Origin of the sequence: Pollutimonas thiosulfatoxidans, from assembly GCF_004022565.1 — a bacterium.
GTDB classification, from domain to species: Bacteria; Pseudomonadota; Gammaproteobacteria; order Burkholderiales; family Burkholderiaceae_B; genus Pusillimonas_D; species Pusillimonas_D thiosulfatoxidans.
In genome coordinates this window covers 2,758,576-2,779,793 of the sequence record NZ_CP022987.1, presented here as the reverse complement: position 1 = coordinate 2,779,793, position 21,218 = coordinate 2,758,576, and the positions used below count along the sequence as shown (strand labels likewise).

Genomic DNA, 21,218 nt, shown 5'->3' with positions numbered 1-21,218 from the left:
CATGGCATTGCAGATGCATCGGCCTGGATAATGAACTAATCTAAATATTCGATGTAGGTGGGCCACGTCTATGGGGGTGCTTATGCAGTCTAGTGAATCCGGGCAATCGCAAGTTTCGAAGGGCGGCCGTTTCCAGCTACGCAAGGTCGCGGTATGCGGCGCGGGCGTGATGGGGGCGCAGATTGCGGCGCACTGCATCAATGCGGGCGTACCCGTGGTGCTGTTCGATCTGGCTGCCAAAGAGGGCGACAAAAACGCTATCGTGAAAAAAGCCATCGCCGGCTTGAAAAAACTTAATCCGGCGCCGTTGGGTTCACCCGAGCTTGCTGACGCGATCGTGCCGGCCAATTACGATGAGCATCTGTCTTTACTGGCTGAATGCGACCTCGTAATTGAAGCGATTGCCGAGCGCCTGGACTGGAAGCGCGACCTGTACGAGAAGCTGGCGCCGGCAATACGGCCCGACGCGATCATCGCCAGCAATACCTCGGGGCTATCCGTTACTGAACTGTCGCAAGCCTTGCCCGAGAATCTACGGCATCGTTTTTGCGGGGTGCACTTTTTCAATCCGCCGCGCTACATGACGTTGGTGGAGCTGATTCCAACAGCCCATACCGAACCGCGCCTGCTTGATCTGCTGGAAACCTTTTTGGTGTCGCAACTGGGCAAGGGCGTTATACGGGCTCGCGATACGCCCAATTTCGTGGCTAACCGCATCGGCGTCTTCGGCATTCTGTCGGTTTTCACGCAAGCCGAGAAGTACGGGCTTAGCTATGAAGTGGTCGACGAACTGACGGGTACACGCCTGGGGCGGGCCAAGTCGGGCACTTTCCGCACGGCCGACGTTGTGGGGCTGGACACGCTGGCCCACGTTATTCGCACCATGGACGAACAACTGCCCGATGACCCCTTCCATAGCCAATACAAGGTCCCGCCCACCCTGGCTGCCCTGATCGAGCAAGGGGCGCTGGGCCAGAAAACCGGCGCGGGCTTTTATCGCAAGGAAGGCAAGGCCATCCTGCGGCTGGATCCGGCCACAAAAAGCTATGTGCCGGCCGACGCCAACATTGACGAGGGCGTGGCTGCTATCTTGGCCGAGCGCGATCCGGCGGCAAAGCTAAAGGCGCTGCACGATTCCGCGCATTCCCAGGCGCAATTCCTGTGGGCGGTACTGCGCGACAGCTTCCATTACAGCGCGGTCCACCTGGCCGACATCGCCGACACGGCGCGTCAACTGGATCTGGCCATGAAGTGGGGCTTTGGTCATGCCCAAGGCCCATTCGAAATCTGGCAAGCGGCCGGCTGGCACGATGTCGCGCAATGGATCAATGACGACATCGCTGCCGGCAAAACCTTATCCAATGCACCGTTGCCCGAGTGGGCCACCCGCGGTCCCGTTTGGGAAGCGCAAGGCGTGCATACGTCGGCCGGCTCGTGGAACCCCACCGACAAGCGGTTTGAAGGGCGCAGCACTTTGCCGGTGTACGAACGCCAGATCGGTGCGCCGCGCCTGGTCGGTGAAACGCCCAGCCTGGATCCCACCATCGTGTTTGAAGACGAAGCCGTGCAATGCTGGACCTTGCCGGCCCCGCAGCCTCGCGATGTCCTCATCTTGTCCTTCAAGACCAAAATGCACACACTTAGCCCAGCCGTGGTGCGTGGCGTACTGCGGGCCGTAGACTTGGCCGAGGCCTCGTACAAGGCGCTGGTGATCGGGCAGCTTACCGAGCCATTTTCCGCTGGCGCCGACCTGAAGGCGATGCTGCCGGTTTTCGAGCAGGGCGGCCCCGACGCCGTCGAACCCATAGAGCGCGAGATGCAAGACATGGTGCTGCGCGTTAGATACGCGCAAGTTCCTGTCGTTGCCGCCGTGGCCGGGATGGCACTGGGTGGTGGTTGCGAGCTTTCCGTACATTGCGCCAGGCGCGTCGCACATTTTGAATCTTATATCGGCCTGGTGGAGGTCGGCATCGGCTTGGTGCCGGGGGCCGGCGGCTTGACCTATGGTGCCCGCAGAGCGGCTGAATTGCAGGCCGAAGCGGCGCCCGACGCGCCACTGCTGGCGTACCTGAAGAGGTTTGCGCTGGCTGCGGCCACGGCGCAGGTGTCCAAGTCGGCGATCGATGCGCGCAATATTGGTTATTTGCAGCCCTCCGACCCCATCGTCATGAACCGCCACGAGCTGTTGTATGTGGCGGCTCGTGTGGCGCTTACCATGGCCGAGAGCGGCTGGCGTCCACCCTTGCCCGCACACTTCCCCGTTGCAGGACGGGACGGCATCGCCACCTTGCAGGCGCAACTGGTCAACATGAAGGTGGGCGGTTTCATTTCCGAATACGACTACGAGGTGGCGCTGCAAGTGGCTACCGTTATTTGCGGCGGCGATGTTGACCCGGGCGCGCTGGTCGATGAAGCCTGGATGCTGCGGCTAGAGCGGCTAGCCTTCCTGCACCTGCTGACACAGCCCAAGACCCAGGAGCGCATCGCAGGCATGCTCAAAACCGGCAAGCCGGTACGCAACTGAAAGGACCGAAAATGCCATCCATACAACAAGCTTATATTGTCGCGGCAACCCGTAGCCCCATCGGCAAGGCGCCGCGCGGCGTCTTCATGCACACGCGTCCGGACGAACTTCTGGCCACCGTCATTAACGGCTTGCTGGCGCAGGTGCCCAACCTGGACCCGGCCGCCGTCGAAGACGCCATCGTGGGCTGCGCCATCCCCGAAGGGCCGCAAGGCCTGAATGTGGCGCGCATCGGCGCCTTGTTATCCGGCCTGCCCTCGTCCGTGGCGGGCGTTACCGTCAATCGCTTCTGCGCTTCCGGCCTGACTGCCATCGCCATGGCGGCAGACCGCATACGCGTGGGCGAGGCCGATGTCATCATTGCTGCCGGGACCGAATCCATGAGCCAGGTACCCACCATGGGTGTCAACACCTCGTTCAGCCCGGAAATTTTCGCGCACGACGAGAACCTGGGCATAGCCTTCGGCATGGGACTGACGGCAGAGCAGGTCGCCAAGCAATGGAAGGTGTCGCGCGAAGACCAGGATGCCATGGCGCTGCGCTCGCATCAACGCGCCATCGCAGCGCAGCAGGCCGGCGAGTTCAACGACGAAATCCTGCCTATCGAGGTGGTGCGGCGTCTGCCTAATCTGTCGGCCGGCAAACGCGCCGGCAGCAGCAGGCAGGACGACGACTTCATCGTGCAGCGCATGATGGTCACGCAAGACGAAGGCCCCCGGCCCGATACCAGCCTGGAAGCACTGGCCCGACTGCGTCCGGTGTTTGCAGCCCGCGGCAGCGTGACAGCCGGCAATAGTTCGCAAACCTCGGATGGCGCCGGCGCCTTGCTGGTGGTGTCCGAACGCGCGCTCAAGACACATAAGCTGACGCCGCTGGCCCGCTTCGTGTCCTTCGCTGTAAAGGGCGTGCCGCCCGAGATCATGGGTATCGGCCCCAAGGAGGCCATACCGCATGCGCTGAAGTTGGCCGGCCTTAGACTGGACCAGATCGGCTGGATAGAACTTAACGAGGCTTTCGCCGCACAGGCGCTGGCCGTCACACGCGATCTGGGCCTGGATCCCGAGCTGACCAACCCCCTGGGTGGCGCCATCGCCTTGGGTCACCCGCTGGGTGCCACCGGTGCCATACGTGCCGCCACTGTCATCCACGGCATACGTCGCCGCAAGCTGGACTACGGCATGTTGACCATGTGCGTGGGCACCGGCATGGGGGCGGCGGGGATTTTCGAAAGGGTTTAAGGCGGGCTCAGCCTGTTCATATCAGCGGCCAAGGTGCTAGGACGAGAGCTCCCAGCCCCTCCATTTGCTTGGAGCGGCGCGCTGATACGGAGCAGGATAATCGAGCGTCACACCGAGCTGTCGGGCCGCAAGCCATGGCCAGCGCGGATTGGCGAGCATTGCGCGTGCGATGGCGATCATATCGGCTTTGCCCTCCTTGATGATCGCCTCCGCCTGGTTTGCGGAATGAATCATTCCGACCGCGCGTACAGGAACATTAGTGCATTTGCGAACCTGTTCCGCAAACTCTACTTGGTAGCCAGGCTTGACGATGATCGTTGCAGTGGGGTCCAGGCCTCCGCTGGTCACGTCAATGTAATCGCATTGCCGCGCTTCCAGTTCCTTCGTGAAAGCGACAGTCTCTTCGATCTCGATTCCGCCCGGCATCCAATCCGAGCCAGTGAGGCGCACACCTAACACCGTATTGGGGCAGGCTGCCTTGACCGCATCAAATACTTCCAGCGGAAATCGCATGCGGTTTGCGAGGCTGCCGCCATAGTGGTCGCTACGTTGGTTCGAAAGCGGCGACAGAAACTGATGGAGCAAGTACCCATGAGCGGCATGAAGTTCCAGCACGTCGATGCCGATGCGAACGGCGCGTATGGCATTGTCGACGAATGCATCCTTGATGCGAGCCAGATCCGCGCCCTCTGCCGTACGGGGCGTTTGCCAACCGTCCCGGAAGGGGAGCCCACTGGGGGCCACGGTTTGCCACGGAGACTCGTGCGGCGAGAGCGGCACCCCCCCCTGGGAGTCCACGGTGGCAGAGCCTTTTCTGCCCGAATGCATCAGCTGGATGCCCAGTGGCGTGTCGCTGTAACTTCGAATTGATCTCACGACTTGGCCCAGCTTCGCTTCGTTGTCATCGTTGTATAAGCCCAGACAGCCGTGCGTGACACGCCCGACTGGTTCGACACAAGTGCCTTCTATCATGAGGAGCCCCGCGCCCGAGGTGGCCAGCATGCCTAAGTGCATGGCGTGCCACGGGGTAGCGCTGCCGCTGTCGGCACTGTATTGCGCCATCGGTGCTATGACGATGCGGTTGCTGAATACTTTTTGCCCTAGTTTTATTGGGCTGAAGAGAACACTCAAGGCGGGCATCCAAAGGAAGGTGGAAAATGAAGGTACAAAAGTCCAGACTGTCAGGCGCCGCTAAGCGCGCGCGTGGCCTCTATGACCCGAGGACCAATGCGATGGCAGAACGCCTCCGGCGTCCATTCTGCCAACGACGCGGAGACGTGGATTGCAGCGATTGGCCTGCCTTTGGAATCGAGTATGGCGGAGGCAATAGCGATCTCGCCAAGCAGCCACTGCTCTACGGCAACGGCATAACCGTCTTGCCTGGCTTGCTTAATACACTGCCAAAGCTCCTTCACGTCTGTTGTCGACTTGACGGTTCGTGGCTGAAGATCGGAGCGCGCCAGGATACTGTTTACTTCGTCATCGGGCAGGTGGGCCATGATGGCGCGGCCGCCAGACGATAGGAAGGTTGGTACGCGCCTTCCGGCCAGGTTCGCGTAGAAGAAATCCCGCTTGCTGAGCAAGCGGTATGCATAGATGACCGTCAGGTCATCAAAAAGACTGAGGTCGACTCGCTCTTGTAAGTCTCTGCGCAAGTTGACCAGTATGGGCGCGGCGCGTTCGATCAAGGGGTTATAGCGAAGGTAGTCGAATGAGCGCTCGAGGATTTTCTTTCCGGGCACCAGCCCGCGACCATTGTGCGCGCGCTCAAGATAGCCTAAGGCCTGCAGTGTGTAGCAAATACGCTGGGCGCCGCTTTTATCGATTCCGACCAGCTGCGCGATTTCTGCAAGAGTCAGGGGGTGCTGGGCTTTCCCGAAAGCCTCCAGTACCAGGAAAGTGCGCTCCACCGACTTCATGAATACTCGGTCGTCAACCTGAGCGCTTCGCGGGGCTGCGCTGTTTAAGGTCTCGGGCGCTGCGGGTGCGGAGCCTGTAGTCGATTCCGTGGTCAATGTTTCGTCTATGTGTTTCTGCACCTCTTCCCCTCGGAAAATGCTAAGCAACGTGCCCATTATAGACGTGCATAAGTGAATTTTCCAAATCGATCGATTTGTGTATCAATACGAATTGTCGCGGCGTAGCACCCGGATTTTGCCCCAGTGGAGCGCTGCGATCGCCTTCCATGCTGGGGTTAACCATAATTGTGCTGGCCTTGGGCGAAGTGCAAAATTCAATCGTTCGATTTGATAGGCAATACGGTTGAATCGATAAAAAGCATAGGCAGGCAGTTTGAGGCTTTGTCCGGGCCGCGTCCCGGGAAGAATTCATTTCAGGGGTTTTCTGATGGACACACCAAAAACGGTAGCGTTATCTGAATTTGTAGGCGTCGAGGTGCTGGGTCGAGTCCAGGACTACATGAACGATCGAGGCAAAGATGTTCTTTATGAGCTCTTCCTCCAGCATCGCGTTTTGCTGTTTCGCAACCAGGAGCTTGATGGGGAAGAGCAGGTGCGGTTCGCCGAAATGTTTGGCGATCCTTCGCGTCGCGACTATATGGCGAAGGCAGAAGGCGGCTATGCGCATATCTCCAACAGCCGGCCTGATGGCATCCTGAGCAACGGCGAACTGTTCTTTCATGCCGACCATTGCTTCTACGCCGATCCTTTGAAGGCCATCTGCCTGTACGCAATCGAAGTCCCGGAATCGGGTGGTGAGACCAAGTTCGCTGATGCCGCCGAGGCCCTCAAGCGCATGCCAGCTGAACTTCGGCAACGCATCGAAGGGCGGACAGGGCTGCACTTGTACGACTATGCCGGTGATTACGGAAACAGAATGCTGGAAGAAAATACCAGTGCCGACGCGCCCAGGCATGAGCATCCGATCGTATGGCGGCACCCGGAAACGGGCAAAGAAATCCTCCTGGTCAACAAGATATCAACAGCCAAGATCATGGGGCTTCCAAGGCAGGAAGGAGACGACCTTCTGGAAGAGCTTGCCTCATACGTCGACAACGAAGATCTGACGTACTGCCATAAGTGGCGCCCGGGCGATCTGCTGATTTGGGATAACCGTGCTTTGCAACATGCCCGCATGGACTTCGACCCGTCACAAAAGCGCACCATACGCCGAGTCCCGCTTGTCGAGTTTGGCGGCGTCTAAGGCGATCTAACCTACATCAGATGAAACAAGCATGAAATACAACCCCGAGCAGCCGCTGGCTATCACCTACTTTGATGCCATACCGGCCTTTTTGTCTGGTTCGGATACCCCCAGGGATTATCTGGAGCGCTGCCTTGAAACCATTGCCGAAAAGGAGCCCACTGTAAAAGCCTGGGTAACCTTGAACGAAGAGGGTGCCCGGCAGGCTGCCAATGAGGCGACCCAGCGATACAAGGCCGGCAAGCCGCTCTCCGCTATTGATGGAATGCCGTTAGGCATCAAAGACCTGATCCATACGAAGGATATGCCTACAAAAATGGGCAGCCCTTTGTACGAGAACAATCATACCTATACTGATTCGTCAGTCGTGCAGGCATTGCGTAGCGCGGGAGCCGTTGTGCTCGGCAAAACCGTAACGACTGAGATGGGCATGTCTCATCCCGGCCCGACAACCAACCCCTACGACTCCAGCCGCACACCTGGCGGTTCCTCTAGTGGCTCCGCTGCGGCAGTAGGCGCCGGCATGGTGCCCGCCGCGATCGGAACTCAAGTCATAGGGTCCATAATCCGGCCTGCGGGCTATTGCGCCAACTATGCGCTCAAGCCGACCTATGGTGCCATTAATCGCGGGGAAAGACAGGGCTATAGCCAGAGCCATCATGGCGTGCATGCTGGCAGTCTTGAGGATATGTGGCAGGTTGCCATAGAGGTGGCCATGCGCGCTGGTGGAGATCCAGGGCATCCCGGCCTGTTTGGTACCGCAATCAATCCACGGGCGGAACGCCCGACGCGCCTGATCGTTATGCAGGGAGAGGCGTGGTCCCGGGTAGATCCGCTTGCTAGAACCGGCTTCGAAAAACTCGTCGACGCCATCCGGGCCAGCGGCGTGCAGGTTCTGTGGGGCGACGACAACCCCCTGATCCGGGCCTTCGAGGAGAGCGTAGCCGACTGTATGGCCTTGTGTCGCGATATATGTGGATACGAATTGCGCTGGGTGCTCGAGAACCTGGTTGAGCGGCATCCGAACGATCTAAGCGACAGCCTCACCGGCCGCCTCGAGTTGTCCCGGAAAATGACTGTAAATGACTATAGGGCACTGCTTGGACAACGAGATAATATGCAACGTCGCCATGCTGCGTTGGCGGGGTTGGGCGACGCCCTGATCAGCCTGTCGTCACTCGGTCCGGCACCCAAGATGGGGGACGCTACTGGCAGCGACCCGGGCATAGACCACACGACTGGGTCACCCATAATGAACGCTCCTTCCTCAGCGTTGTGGGCTCCAACCGTTACTCAACCGCTATTGGCGGTAAATGGTATGCCGGTTGGTATTCAGTTGCTCGGGCAACTCCATACGGACGAGCGACTGGTTCGGCTTGCTGCATGGTTGCGCGATAACGTCACCCCGGTATCTGTCCATTGATCTTGCAAAGGCACTTGACATGCTTTTATCGGTAGAAGACCTGAACGCCCATTACGGCAAAAGCCATGTGCTGCAAGGCGTGGATTTCACTATCGGTGAAGGCGAGATCGTTACGCTGCTTGGTAGAAACGGGGCTGGCAAAACAACAACTCTGCGCAGCATAGCGGGCCTGATCGAACCAACGTCCGGCCGAGTAAGCCTTGAAGGCAAGGACTTGGCTGGCCTTCCTGCGCATGAAATCAATCGCATGGGCGTTGCTTTGGTTCCGGAGCATCGAGGAATCTTCTCACAATTGACCGTACACGAGAATCTGACCATTGCCGCGCGCCCCGGCCCGACCGCCTGGACGGTTCCAAAAGTCTATGAGCTGTTTCCTCGTCTTGGAGAGCGGCGGCGAAACGGCGGTGGGAAGTTGTCCGGTGGTGAACAGCAAATGCTGTCAATCGGACGGGCTCTTCTTACTCACCCAAAGCTATTGCTCCTGGACGAGCCGACTGAGGGTTTGGCACCTGTCATTGTTCAGCTCTTGGTTCAGACCTTTAAAGAGATCAGCAACTCCGGTATCTCGATCCTATTGGTCGAGCAAAACTTGAAGGTATGCGCCGAACTGGCCAGTCGCCATCATATCCTGGTGATCGGTCAGAGCGTGTTCTCGGGCACTTACGAAGAGTTGACACAAGGCGATCTGATCGAACGCCATCTAGGCGTCGCGACATAGCCTTATTTAATTGAATTTATGCAGGAGCAGGCCAATGAAATGGATGAATGGTGCCAAAGCGGTAGTGCTACTTACCTTCGATTTCGATGCGGAAACCCTGTGGCTGTCCCGTGACGCGTCAAACTGGGAGCGTCCGGGTACGCTCTCGCAGGGCGGGTACGGAGCAAAGGTGGGCGTACCCAAGATACTGGAACTGCTACGCGACGAAGATTTGCCAGCCACCTTTTTTGTGCCGGGCTGGACTGCGCAGTTTCACGCCGAGCGCACGCAGATGATAGTGAAGGACGGCCACGAAGTTGGCCATCATGGTTATCTGCACGAATGGGTGGACCCCAAAGATCCTGGAAGAGAACTGGAGGCGCTGGAGAAGGGGCTGGAAGCGTTGCATCAAGCAGTAGGTGTGCGACCAAAAGGCTATAGGTCTCCCGCTGGTGAAACCAGCCATAACGTATTCAAGCTTCTGAAAGAGAAGGGTTTTCAGTACGACAGCTCCATGCTGGACGACTACCAGCCCTATCGCACAACCTTACTCGATGGAACGCGGGGCGTCATAGAGATTCCCTGGCATTGGTCGATCGATGACGCGATTTACTGCCTGTTTCATATCAAAAGCCCTCGAGCCGTGTTCACCAATGAACACATACTCCAGATATGGAAAGACGAGTTCGATGCCATTCGAGAATGGGGGGGCGTCTTCAATCTGGTTATGCATCCTCAAGTTATCGGACGACCGTCGCGAATGCAGCTCCTGCGTGACTTCATCGCGTACGTAAGGCAGTTTCCCGACACCACATTTGCTCAGTGTTCCGAAGTGGCGCAATGGTATGCCGACCACGAGCCGGAATTTGTTCCTCAACCCCACGCAGTTCAATTCCGCCCCGATTCGGTCTAGACGCGATACGCGTGCTGGCGAGTCAAACACCTCAGTACAGGAGAACACAATGCAGCGCAGAACATTCCTCAAGCGAACAGCAGCCACTGCTGCAATGATGTCCGGCCCTTGGATTGGCGGACGCGCCTTTGCGAAAGAGAAAGCCACGATAGCCGGCACGGTTTCTATGTCGGGTCCGTTTGCTAGCGTGGGTACGCCTGTAGACGTAGGGAACCGACTTGCTGTCGAGGTGTTCGGTCAAGGCTTGCCGGTGGAATTGGGATACATAACGTTGGACGACCAAAGTGATCCGGGCAAAGCTGTGCGCTCGGTACAAGAAGCGCACGCACAGGGGGTGAGGCACTACGCAGGTACGTCAAACTCAGCCAGTGCCCTCGCCATCTCGAAAGAGCTTGAGAAGTCCGGCGGCATTTACACCAATCAGGCCGGTGCAGACTCCATGACGGGTACTGACTGTGCAAGGTCAACGTTTCGGTGGCCGGCTGGCACCTATGGTGCGGTAGAGCAGTCCGTGCGCCCTCTTATTGAGCAGATGCCCGATGCCAAGCGCTGGTACACCATTACCGGTCAATATGTCTTCGGTGAATCGCTGCTGCAATCCACCAAGAGTGTGCTGGCCGAAATGGGTTGCGAGCACATAGGCAATAGCTACCACTCGTTGTCCGAGAAAGAGTTTTCCGGCTATATCGCCAACGCCATGGCTGCTCAACCTGACGTCCTGTGTATCAGCAACTTCGGCAACCAGACCATGGACGTGATTCGAACCGCCGTGAGTTTCGGCATGAAACGCAATACCACGATTATTGTTCCATGGTCCACCGGGCTGGATCAGTTCCGAGCCCTGGGGTCCGATGTCATTGAAGGCTTGTACTTCGGCACCCAGTATTGGCACGACCTGAAAACCCCGGGCAATGAGCGCTTGCTCAAGGCCTACAGCCAGAAGCACAATGACCGCCCCATCCATAGTTTTGCCACCGGCTATGCAACCATACAAATGCTTGCCGAAGCCATGAAGAAGGCGGGCACGGCCGACTATCGCGAGATGATCAAGGCGATGGAAGGTTTGGAGTATGAAGGCATCAGCGGAGTCGAAAAAGTACGTGCCGGAGACCACCAAGTACTGAAGGACTGCTATCTCATGAAGGGTAAGGCGCGCAGTGCCATGAAGGACGAGTTCGACTTCGCCGAGATCCTCAGTTCCGGAAAATCGTTCCTGCCGGTAGAGAAGACCGGCTGCAAACTGGCCTCAACCTAACACTCTAGATAATGCAAATCTACTTTTTCCAGCTGCTCAATGGCATCGGACTTGGGATGATCTATTTCCTGATGTCCGTCGGCTTGTCCATATTGTTCGGCTTGATGAATTTCGTCAACTTCGCCCACGGAGCCTTTTATCTGTTGGGCGCTTATATCTGTTACGAAATCGTCAGCCGCACAGGCAGCTTCTACTTGTCCATGTTGGTAGCGCCGCTTTGTATTGCGGCGTTGGGCTGGATCCTGAACAAGAGTTTGCTGAACAAGGTCATGGCGCTGTCGCACAGCGCCCATATTCTGATTACGTTCGGAATCATGCTGATCATTCAAGAGGCGGTGGTGTTTATATGGGGGCCTCTGCCGCAGAACGTGCCAGTGCCCGCCGAGCTGGCAGGGGTGTTTATAGTTGGTAACTTTGTCTACCCACAATACAGGCTCTTTATCATCGTCTTTACCGCGATAGTTGCCGTCCTTCTCTATCTTTTGCTGGAAAAGACCAAGTTCGGGTCATTGTTGCGGGCATCCAGCCAAGAGGCACCCATGGTGTCCCTGCTAGGCGTCAACGTGGCCCGCATCTTCTCCGGCGGGTTTGCGTTGGGTGGTCTGTTGGCGGGTCTAGGCGGAGTCATGGCGGCACCGCTCCGAGGTGTCGACCCTGCCATGGGATTCGACGCCTTGGCGATCGCATTTGCAGTGGTTATTGTTGGCGGCCTTGGGTCTTTTACAGGAGCGTTGTTTGGAGGGCTTCTGGTTGGCATAGTGCAAAGCTTAATGAGCACTGTCTGGCCTGAGGGCGCGCGTCTGATGATTTACTGCGCTGTTGGTGCTGTTCTGCTGCTCAAGCCCAACGGTTTGCTTGGCAAGAGCTGAGCCCCTCGCAATCTGGAGTACATAATGCGTTGGAATATTATTGGGCTGGCCCTTGTTATTGCCGTGACTTTAGCTATGTCGGGGTCAGCATCGCTGTCGAGCGAGATCTTTATCTTCGCCATCGCTGCGTTGGGTTTCAACGTGTTGTACGGGATGACTGGCCTGTTATCGTTTGGACAAAGTGTGTTCTTTGGCGGGGCCGCGTATCTGTCGGCGATGTTGACGGCAACGCTTCCCTTCAGCGCTCCCCTCGTAACGTTAATCGGCGGTGCGATCGGGCTTATCCTGGCTGTTCTGTTTGCCCTGCTTGCAACCCGCGTCAGAGGAATTTACCTGGTCATGTTGACCCTGGTGCTTCAGCAGGTCGGATATTTCCTGGCCCTGACTTTCAAAGATTACACTGGCGGCGAGAATGGCTTGGCGGATGTGGTCCGGACCGACATCACACTGTTCGGTCACGTGCTTTTTGATCTGCAGTCACCGGCGGCATTCATGATCTATACCGCATGTGTGCTGATCGTTGTTTTTGTGTTCATTCAGCGCTTATCGCTCGCGCCGCTGGGCAGCGTCTTAAATGCCTTGCGCTTGAATGAGGTACGCACCGAAGTTCTTGGCTACCGCACGAAGTATTTCATGATTTCCGCATTCGCAGCTTCGGGCTTTATAACGGGTATGGCAGGTTCGCTGTACGCCATGCTAATGCGTTTCGTTCCCCTGAACAGCGTCGATTTCGAAACAGCAGAAAAGCTTGTCATTATGGCAATTGTCGGCGGAGTGGGCACCACTCTGGGGCCGGTCGTAGGGGCTGCCATATTCCTGCTGGCAGCGGATCTTCTTGCTCCCATTTGGCCGCGATGGCTCATGCTGATGGGTGCGCTGATGATCTTCGTCATTGTCGTGCTTAGGGGGGGGTGGTGGACGTTCTGGTGCAGCGTATACAACAGTGGCAGTCGAACCGAGCGGCGGCATTGCCGCTGCAAGTGAAGGATAGGTCATGACCGAGACAGTGCTACGTGCGCGTAAGCTTACTGTTCGCTATGGTGCTTTTCTTGCGGTAGACAGCGTTGACCTGGACGTCGTGCCCGGCAGCGTCCATGCGATCATCGGCCCCAACGGCGCAGGTAAAACCACCTTGTTCAATGCCTTAAGCGGGCTAGTCGGGATTTCCTCGGGCCAGATCGAGCTTCGCGGTGAAAGAATTGACGGCTTACCGGTATCGAAGCGCTTGCAGCGTGGACTATCACGTTCCTTTCAGGTCACTAATCTTTTTTTCGACCTGACGGTGCACGAGAACATGCGGCTGGCGCTTCAGGGAAAGTCAGGCTTGGGCGCATTCAACTTCGTAACGCAATGCAGTAGTCAGGCTTCCCTTGTCGAGGGCGCGCATCACCTGCTCGAGCGTTTTTCGCTTGAACACAAAGCACGGTCATTCGCTGGCGAGCTATCACATGGCGAACAGCGCCGACTCGAGATCGGACTGGCACTGGCCAGCAATCCGTCGGTACTTTTCCTGGATGAGCCAACCGCGGGAATGGGCAGCGAAGACATCGACTTCACCAAGCGTTTCCTTAGCGGCTTAGTCGAAGCAGGCGGACTCACGATAGTGTTGATTGAACACAATATGTCGTTGGTCATGGACATCAGCGACACTATCACGGTGCTCCAACAAGGACAGAAAATAGCAGAGGGCTCTGCGGATGTTATCCGCGCCGATGCAGCAGTTCGAGCCGCATATCTCGGCGAGTAACTCATACTGAAACCAATACGGGAAAGCAAACATGGCATGTCTGTCCGGAAGAACTGCGCTTATAACTGGAGCGGCGAACGGTATCGGCGCATGTATCGCCAGACGATACGCACAAGAGGGCGCCGTTCTGGCGCTGGTCGATGTCGACCAGGAAGGCCTTGAACGGATACGTAAAGAACTTGAAGAGATCGGAACACGCGTTGCTGTTGCGTTGTGCAACGTCGCCGATCCGAAAGAGGTGGACCGCGCGGTAAGCGAACTTGTCGATGTTGTAGGTCCGATCGACATCCTGGTGAATAATGCCGGTGGTAGTGGTCCTCATCCTTGCCTTAATATCGATGACATCAGCGAGGACGTATGGGACTACGTCATGAACCTTAATCTGAAGAGCGCATTTCTTTTTAGCCGGCGAGTGGCCCCGGCCATGAGGGAAAAAGGCTACGGTCGCATCATCAATATGTCGTCCACGCTGCGCGACGGTATGGCGGGCCCCTTGAAGACTGTTAACGCCCGCTTGCCGTATGCCACGGCCAAGAGTGCGCTGGTAGGTTTTACCCGGCAACTTGCAAAGGACCTTGGCCCGTATGGCATTACCGTGAATGCGCTTGCACCCGGACTGATACACGCTGATCCCGAGGCCAGAATCGCCAAGAAGTATCGTTCGCTTAGCGAAAGCGAACAACGCAAGATGACGGCCGATATTCCTGTGGGCCGTCCGGGTACAGGAGAAGAGGTCGCCGATGCTGCACTGTTCTTCGCGTCGAGCGGCAGCAGCTACGTATCGGGCGACCTCATGCAGGTTAGTGGGGCCTTGTAAAGCTTTCCTGCCGAGCGGCTAAAATTCGCCGACGGGCGGCCGCTGGCTGCCAGCATTGCAAGGAAAGCGCCATGAAGGTGCACGATACCGCGCTCGCGGGCGTCAAGCGTATAGAACTTGAGGTTTACCACGATGAGCGCGGCAGTTTTCTAGAAAGCTATCACGCGCAGCGCTACGCAGCGGTCGTGGGCACGCACCGCTTCGTCCAGGACAACTGCAGCTATTCCGGGCGCGGCGTCCTGCGCGGCCTGCATTATCAAGTCAAGCATCCGCAAGGCAAGTTGCTACGCGTGTCGCAGGGCGAGATTTTCGACGTCGTCGTGGACTTGCGCCGCGATTCGTCCACCTTTGGGCGATGGGAAGGCATGGTGCTTGCCGCTGATGGGCATACGCAGCTTTGGATACCGCCAGGCTTCGCCCATGGTCTTTACGTGTTGTCCGACAGCGCCGTGGTCGAATACAAATGCACCGATATCTACAGGCCGGACGACGAGGCCTGCCTACGTTGGAACGATCCAGAATTGGCCATCGCCTGGCCTGAGGGTGCCAAGGTGCTCTCGAGCAAGGATCGTAACGGCGCCAGCCTGACACAGCTGCACGAAGAGGGCCGCCTGCCCTGATCCATACGCCAGCAAGAGGAGCAGCCATGAAGATTCTGCTAACAGGGGCACGAGGCCAACTGGGCCGTTGCCTGCAGGACCGCTATCCGGACCAAGCCCACTTGCTGATGCCCGACCGGCAAGAGCTGGACATGTCACAGCCGGCCTCCATTGCGGAGTATGTGCGACAAGCGCAGCCAGACTGGATCATCAACGCGGCGGCCTATACGGCCGTGGATCGCGCCGAGACCGAGCCCGACTTGGCGCTTGCGGTCAATGCGACGGCGCCGGCCGAGTTGGCGGGCGTCGCACGCGAAGTTGGCGCGCGCCTGGTGCATGTTTCCACCGACTACGTGTTTAATGGCTCGGCGGTCCAGCCTTATGGCGAGGCCGATCCAACCAACCCGCTAAACGTATATGGCGCCACCAAGCTGCAGGGCGAGAAAGCAGTGCTGGCCGCCATGCCTGCAGCATGCGTCATACGGACTTCGTGGGTGTATAGCGAATACGGCAATAATTTCCTGAGGACCATGCTGCGAGTGGCCGAGCGCTATCAGGCAAAGGAGGAGCCGCCATCGTCACCCATACGGGTGGTGGATGACCAGATTGGCTGTCCGACTTATGCGGGCGACCTGGCTGACGCCATACTGGCTATTCATGGCATGTCGCAGCCGGTGTCCGGGCTTTATCACTATTCCGGCGCCACCGTGTTGTCGTGGTTCGTCTTTGCAAAGCGCATCTTTGACTGCAAGCACAGCATGGACGCTAGCTTTGTGGTGCCGGCGCTGGAGCCGATACCGACCAGCGACTATCCAACACCTGCTGCCAGGCCAGCGTCATCGGTGCTGTCTTGCGAGAAGATCGCGAGCCTGGGCATTGAACCCAGACCGCTGGAGCAAGCGCTGGCTTATGTGATGGCGCGCGTGTAAGCCTTATTTACGTTGTAGCCGTACCTCGTCGACCTTCATGTGCTTGTGGCACCACGTGACAAGACCTTCAAACAGGTTGGCGTGCTTTCCTTGCCCATCATTCAAAATGGCATAGTAGGCTTCCTCCACCTCTAAACCGAATGAGTGCGCGCGAACCAGCGTTTTGCTTTCAAGCTCTTGTGTGATCAAGGGTGCATGAACCAGCGCGACGCCTATGCCGCTCAATGCCGCCTGGACGCATAACGAAGTACTTTGAAAAAGTACGTTCTTGTCGACGGCGATGGTTTGCCCGAAGGCCGCGTCGCTCCAGCGTTCCCAGATGCCGGGCCAGTTCCTGGCATGCAGCATGGTGATCCCTTGTGTATTTGTTACTCGCAACGCGCCATTAAGCCGCTGTAGATAAGCCGGCGAGCAAACCGGAATGGCCAGGTCGGGTGCGAGCAGGCGCGCGCCGTTGTTATGTTCAAGCGAACTGGGCAGTGCATAGCGAAACTCAAAATCACAGGTGCTTTGATGGCTGCTGCTTTCATCGACTGCTCCACCCGCCCAACTTATGATCTCAAAGCCGACACCCTTGAAGCGGTCCAGGAGATCCGACATTTTTGGCAAGAGCCACAGGCTTAAGAAGGCCTGGGTTGCCAGAATACGTACCGGAGCCTGCTGCTGTTCTTCGCGCGACCTTCTTAGAGCATTCTGCATATGCCTTAGCGCCGCTGTGATATCGAAATGAACCGACTCGGCAAACTCTGTCGGCTTCATTCCGTGGGGAGATCTTACAAACAGCTTTTGCCCAAAAAGACGCTCCAGTGCATTGATCTGATAGCTGACTGCTGGTGGTGTCAGGTGCAGATGCTCGGCCACCTTGTTGACGCTGCGCAGTATGAACAAGTGCTTGAAGACGTTCAAGGCAGCCGTCGAGGGCAGGTGTTCGCTCATACAGACGTCACCAAGGCACCAGATACCGCGCAATCGCTCATCATCACAGGCGCCTCCTTCTACGGGCGGGGCTATTAAAATTATTTTTCGTTGTCGGAAGAAATTTTCAAATATTCAAAGGAGGGGTAAGACCATACAATCAATTGAGTATAAAAAATAATTAGCCGTAGTTCCACTCCGTAATATCACCGTGGCGACCGCTGGTTTAGTCCTGGCGTGCGTATTGAAGATTCAAGGAGATTTACATGGCAGAGACATCTTTAACCCGCAAGCCCCTTCGATGGGCGCGTTGGTCCTTACTTATATTCTTGTTCTGCGGTCTCTTACGCGGTCCGGCCTTCGCCGCCGAGGCGCCGCCGTCGGGCTCGCCGGAAGTATGGACGTATCTTAATAGCCTCGAGCCAACCAAGCGTCTTGAAGTGATGGAAGCGCAAGCTCGCAAGGAAGGTCGTCTGACCGTTTATGGTGCCTTGGGAATTGATAGAGCCGACGTGCTAATTAGTTTCTTCAATAAGCAATACCCGGATATGAAGGTTGACTTTGTACGCCTGCGCGAGCCGGAAATCGTGCAGCGCGTTAACACCGAAGCGCGGGCTAAACGGGTCGGTGGCGACGTTGCCATTTCGAGCGTAGGTTGGCTGGATTTGCTCAAGGACTCACTGGGAGCATATGAGCCCACGAGCTGGCAAGACTTTGATTCGGGCTTTGTTTTCGGTAGCGGCCAGGACGGCTGGACGGCAGTTGCCTACGAGGTGTTGCCATCGACCATCGCGTGGCGTACTGACCGCGTAAAGAATGAGGAAGCGCCAAAGACGCTGGAGCAAATTGCCGATCCAAAATGGAAAGGGCGAGTAGGCACCACATCGCATCTGCCAGCGCTGGTATCGGGGCTGAACGACGCTCTTGGGGAGCAAAGCGCAAAGAACCTCGTCGATAGGCTTGCACAACTGGACAATCGCTTGTATCCAAGTATTGCCTCGCTCGCGGACGGCTTGGCCCAAGGTGAGATCGACGTTGCTTGGAATATGGGGGCGCATCGGCCGGTCCGCTTGAAATTCCAGGGAGCACCGATCGACTTCGTCATGCAAGACCCGCTGTTGGGCCAGGGCATTACCGTGTCGGTGATCGACGGCGGCAGCAATTCCTATGCGGCTGCGCTGTTTATGGAAGTGTTAACTCGTGCGAATACCTTAGAAGCCATTGACCAAGCAGAAGGAGGCCGCTTATTTGGCAACAACAAAGGCACGTATGAGATCGACTTGGCGGCCTTGCCACGCTTGACCATCTTCCAGCCGATTTCGCCGGAACGGTTTGAAGAGCTGAGCCGCTCGACAGAAGAACAATTCCTGCGCCGCTAACTGTTGTCGACCGTTACGTGCAATTCCGTTTTCGTTTCATTAGCGAGGAAGACTTATGAAGTTAGTCAGCTTTGCCGCCCCCCTGGCGCGCATCGGTTTTCTGGAGGGTGACAATGTTGTCGACTTCCAAGCGTCCTATGGCTTGTACCTGCAAGACCGAGAGCGGGTGGGCAACGCCGCCCACGTAGCAAGAACGTGCATCCCGGACAGCCTTAATGATTTCATAAGACTTTACAGCGGCAATATGCGGCGTTTCGAGCCGTTGATGGCTTATGCCCAGCAAGAGCGTGGCCGTCTTGCCGCCCTAGGCATTGCCAGGCCTCTTGCTCAAACCACTCTGCTTGCTGCGAACCCCGACCCGATCAAGATAGTGTGCTGCGGTAATTCGTACGCCCGGTATCTGACTGAATGGGGCTTGCCAAAAGAAGAATGGCCCCAGGATGTGAAGATCTCCTTCCTGAAATCGCCCGCATCCTTGGTGGGCCACGATGACGAGATCAGGTTTCCACCCGATTCCGAACAATGGGATTACGAGAACGAGCTCGCTATTGTTATCGGCGCGCATTGTTCCGACATCGAAGAGGCGGACGCGTCGCGCTATATTTTCGGCTACACCATACTGAACGACGCTTGCGTGCGCGACATACCATCCTGGACGGGCCGCTATGATTCTCCTCGCGGCAAGGCCGGCGATACATTCGCGCCCTTGGGTCCTTGCATTACACCGTCCGAATATCTGCCGAAGTCCCCCAATGCTTTGCATATCCGTACAACGGTAGACGGAGAGGTGCGCCAGGACGACACCACGGCGGGGCTGTTGTGGCCGGTAGAGCGTATTGTTGCGTTCGTATCACGCTACATGACGCTATCGCCGGGCGACATCCTGGCTACGGGAAGCACCAGTGGCAACGCTTTGGTTTGCGGGAAATGGCTGAGGCCCGGACAAACCATCGAATGCGAAATCGAAGGTATTGGTGTGTTGCGCAGTCGTATCGCTCGTCGCGAATGGACTGCCGCACTGTGAGATCTTGGCTTGCTCCGATCAGATTGGCCCAAGCGGCCAGTCTGATTGTAGTGAGCTTGCTTGTTCTGCCTCCGCTGCTTGTTCTATTAGTAAGTGCGTTCTCATCGCAGCCGCCCGGAGCCGCCCTGTCATTCTCCTTTGATAATGCCGAGCGAGCCTTTTCAAATAAGTATCTTTTCGGATCGCTGCTCAATTCGCTGATCTATGCCGCCTGCACCGCTAGCCTGGTGCTAATAATGGGTATCTTCCTGGCATTCGCAGTGGAGCGCACGAATTGCCGCTTTTCGCGCTATGCCGAAGTGTTCTCGGTGATTCCGGTACTCATGCCGGCGGTAACTTTGGTGAGCGCGTGGATCATGTTGTTGTCGCCGCGCAGCGGCTTATTCAATCAGATGTACCAGGGCATCACCGGCGCCACGACGCCGCTATTCGATGTCTATTCTTTTCACGGCATGATATTAGTGGGCATCCTTCAAGAGCTACCGCTGGCTTTCTTGTGGCTGCAGCCGGTGTTCCGCTCCATGAACCCGGATCTCGAGGAGGCGGCACGGATCAGCGGCGCCTCGCATTGCCGGACCATGCTGGCGGTAACCTTGCCGTCGATTGCGCCCGCCCTGCTCGGCGCATGGCTAATGTTCTTTATATACAGCTTTGGTGCCTTGTCGGTGCCGATATTGATCGGCCTGCCATCGAAGATATTTCTGTACTCCACCGAGATCTATCTCGCGTCCACAAAAATACCTACGAACTACGGTGCGGCAAGCTTCTACAGCATTCTGTTGTTGGCCATGACAGCCGTCGCCATCGTGATCTACAACAGATTGATGGGGAGCAAAGATCGCTACGCCACGATACGGGGCAAGTCCTTCAACCCCAGGCGTTTCCAGCTCGGCCCCTATCGTGTCTGGGTCGACGCGGCCATGTTTCTTGTTGTCATGCTGACGGCGGGCCTACCGATACTGATACTGATATGGAATGCCTTCATGCCATATCCACAAGTACCCACGCTGGACAGCCTAAAGACGGCTACTTGGCAAAATTTTGGCAACGCGTTGAATTACGGCCCCGCCATGCGAGCCATCTGGAATAGTTTTTGGATAGGTTCGGTAGCGGGAGTTATCACGACCGCCATAGGCGCAACCGTGGCATGGCTGAAGCTGCGTAGCGATGATCGTTTCAGAATGATGATGCTCAGCGAGCAGATCGGTACGCTGCCCATCGCAGTGCCCGGCATGATCGTCGGGGTCGGTTTAATGTGGCTGTTTCTGACGATTCCGGTTGGCATATATGCCAGCCCATGGATACTCATGCTGGCTTACGTCATCCTTCATTTGCCGTATTCCATCCGCATGTGTGCCTCAGGTCTCGTGCAACTGCATCCCGAACTTGAAGAGGCCGCGCGCGTGGCCGGCGCAAGCTGGTCCAGGGTCTTGCAAAGAGTGGTTCTGGCGCTCATCGCCCCCACGCTGATCTCAGCGGCAATCTACGTGTCGCTCCGGTCATTCCGAGAGTACGCCGCATCGCTTTTTCTGATTACTCCCGGCAATGAGGTGTTCTCGGTAGTGGTGCTGGACATGTGGCAGGGGGGCAATACCAATACGCTGGCTGCCTACACCGTGATGGTGATGATAGGGCTGATGCTGATGCTTGTCGCCATTAGTGTCCTGAATCGACGATTGGGCGTGCGTCATGCCGTACCCCTTGCCAAGGTTTAACAGGAGATCACT

19 protein-coding genes are annotated in these 21,218 nt (G+C 57.1%); 16 read left to right on the top strand and 3 right to left on the bottom strand.

What is annotated here, in order from left to right; genetic code table 11:
* Window positions 1-82: 82 nt before the first annotated feature.
* Together CKA81_RS13530 and CKA81_RS13525 are read left to right on the top strand one after the other, a co-directional pair.
* Window positions 83-2,524, top strand: coding sequence for a 3-hydroxyacyl-CoA dehydrogenase/enoyl-CoA hydratase family protein (locus tag CKA81_RS13530; RefSeq protein ID WP_128355750.1), 2,442 nt, complete (start codon window positions 83-85; stop codon window positions 2,522-2,524).
* An 11-nt stretch (window positions 2,525-2,535) separates the two neighbouring features.
* Window positions 2,536-3,762, top strand: a complete 1,227-nt coding sequence (locus tag CKA81_RS13525; RefSeq protein ID WP_128355749.1) for an acetyl-CoA C-acyltransferase — start codon at window positions 2,536-2,538, stop codon at window positions 3,760-3,762.
* A gap of 36 nt (window positions 3,763-3,798) precedes the next feature.
* Here the strand turns inward: CKA81_RS13525 and CKA81_RS13520 are convergent, their stop codons facing one another.
* Together CKA81_RS13520 and CKA81_RS13515 are read right to left on the bottom strand one after the other, a co-directional pair.
* Complete coding sequence (locus tag CKA81_RS13520) at window positions 3,799-4,893, bottom strand: NADH:flavin oxidoreductase/NADH oxidase (protein WP_128355748.1); 1,095 nt, start codon at window positions 4,891-4,893, stop codon at window positions 3,799-3,801.
* Between the two features lie 50 nt (window positions 4,894-4,943).
* Complete coding sequence (locus tag CKA81_RS13515) at window positions 4,944-5,681, bottom strand: IclR family transcriptional regulator (protein ID WP_228255725.1); 738 nt, start codon at window positions 5,679-5,681, stop codon at window positions 4,944-4,946.
* Between the two features lie 427 nt (window positions 5,682-6,108).
* Here CKA81_RS13515 and CKA81_RS13510 point away from each other — a divergent pair, with 427 nt between their 5' ends.
* The 11 genes from CKA81_RS13510 (at window position 6,109) to rfbD (ending at window position 16,173) form a co-directional block, all read left to right on the top strand.
* On the top strand, window positions 6,109-6,924 hold the full coding sequence (locus tag CKA81_RS13510; RefSeq protein ID WP_128355746.1) for a TauD/TfdA dioxygenase family protein: 816 nt from the start codon (window positions 6,109-6,111) through the stop codon (window positions 6,922-6,924).
* A 31-nt stretch (window positions 6,925-6,955) separates the two neighbouring features.
* Complete coding sequence (locus tag CKA81_RS13505) at window positions 6,956-8,347, top strand: amidase (RefSeq protein WP_128355745.1); 1,392 nt, start codon at window positions 6,956-6,958, stop codon at window positions 8,345-8,347.
* A 19-nt stretch (window positions 8,348-8,366) separates the two neighbouring features.
* Window positions 8,367-9,065 (top strand): ABC transporter ATP-binding protein, encoded by a 699-nt coding sequence (locus CKA81_RS13500; protein WP_128355744.1) that lies wholly within the window; start codon window positions 8,367-8,369, stop codon window positions 9,063-9,065.
* A gap of 34 nt (window positions 9,066-9,099) precedes the next feature.
* On the top strand, window positions 9,100-9,957 hold the full coding sequence (locus CKA81_RS13495) for a polysaccharide deacetylase family protein (RefSeq protein ID WP_128355743.1): 858 nt from the start codon (window positions 9,100-9,102) through the stop codon (window positions 9,955-9,957).
* A 49-nt stretch (window positions 9,958-10,006) separates the two neighbouring features.
* Window positions 10,007-11,212, top strand: a complete 1,206-nt coding sequence (locus CKA81_RS13490) for an ABC transporter substrate-binding protein (RefSeq protein ID WP_128355742.1) — start codon at window positions 10,007-10,009, stop codon at window positions 11,210-11,212.
* Between the two features lie 11 nt (window positions 11,213-11,223).
* Window positions 11,224-12,081, top strand: a complete 858-nt coding sequence (locus CKA81_RS13485; RefSeq protein ID WP_128355741.1) for a branched-chain amino acid ABC transporter permease — start codon at window positions 11,224-11,226, stop codon at window positions 12,079-12,081.
* A gap of 24 nt (window positions 12,082-12,105) precedes the next feature.
* Window positions 12,106-13,065 (top strand): branched-chain amino acid ABC transporter permease, encoded by a 960-nt coding sequence (locus tag CKA81_RS13480; RefSeq protein WP_128355740.1) that lies wholly within the window; start codon window positions 12,106-12,108, stop codon window positions 13,063-13,065.
* Between the two features lie 10 nt (window positions 13,066-13,075).
* Window positions 13,076-13,828 (top strand): ABC transporter ATP-binding protein, encoded by a 753-nt coding sequence (locus tag CKA81_RS13475; RefSeq protein ID WP_128355739.1) that lies wholly within the window; start codon window positions 13,076-13,078, stop codon window positions 13,826-13,828.
* A gap of 31 nt (window positions 13,829-13,859) precedes the next feature.
* Complete coding sequence (locus CKA81_RS13470) at window positions 13,860-14,645, top strand: SDR family NAD(P)-dependent oxidoreductase (RefSeq protein WP_128355738.1); 786 nt, start codon at window positions 13,860-13,862, stop codon at window positions 14,643-14,645.
* Between the two features lie 71 nt (window positions 14,646-14,716).
* Window positions 14,717-15,265, top strand: a complete 549-nt coding sequence (gene rfbC, locus CKA81_RS13465; protein WP_128355737.1) for a dTDP-4-dehydrorhamnose 3,5-epimerase — start codon at window positions 14,717-14,719, stop codon at window positions 15,263-15,265.
* A gap of 26 nt (window positions 15,266-15,291) precedes the next feature.
* The gene (rfbD, locus tag CKA81_RS13460; RefSeq protein ID WP_128355736.1) at window positions 15,292-16,173 is read left to right on the top strand and encodes a dTDP-4-dehydrorhamnose reductase; all 882 of its coding nucleotides are present in this window, start codon (window positions 15,292-15,294) and stop codon (window positions 16,171-16,173) included.
* A gap of 3 nt (window positions 16,174-16,176) precedes the next feature.
* Here rfbD and CKA81_RS13455 read toward each other — a convergent pair whose 3' ends face one another.
* Complete coding sequence (locus tag CKA81_RS13455) at window positions 16,177-17,109, bottom strand: LysR family transcriptional regulator (RefSeq protein ID WP_128355735.1); 933 nt, start codon at window positions 17,107-17,109, stop codon at window positions 16,177-16,179.
* Between the two features lie 245 nt (window positions 17,110-17,354).
* Here CKA81_RS13455 and CKA81_RS13450 point away from each other — a divergent pair, with 245 nt between their 5' ends.
* The 3 genes from CKA81_RS13450 to CKA81_RS13440 all read left to right on the top strand — a co-directional run bounded on the left by CKA81_RS13450 (window position 17,355) and on the right by CKA81_RS13440 (window position 21,206).
* Entirely contained in the window at window positions 17,355-18,467 is a 1,113-nt protein-coding gene (locus tag CKA81_RS13450; RefSeq protein ID WP_128355734.1) for an ABC transporter substrate-binding protein, read from the top strand.
* A gap of 55 nt (window positions 18,468-18,522) precedes the next feature.
* Window positions 18,523-19,491, top strand: coding sequence for a fumarylacetoacetate hydrolase family protein (locus tag CKA81_RS13445; RefSeq protein WP_128355733.1), 969 nt, complete (start codon window positions 18,523-18,525; stop codon window positions 19,489-19,491).
* A 236-nt stretch (window positions 19,492-19,727) separates the two neighbouring features.
* Window positions 19,728-21,206, top strand: a complete 1,479-nt coding sequence (locus CKA81_RS13440) for an ABC transporter permease (RefSeq protein ID WP_164878407.1) — start codon at window positions 19,728-19,730, stop codon at window positions 21,204-21,206.
* Window positions 21,207-21,218 lie beyond the last annotated feature (12 nt).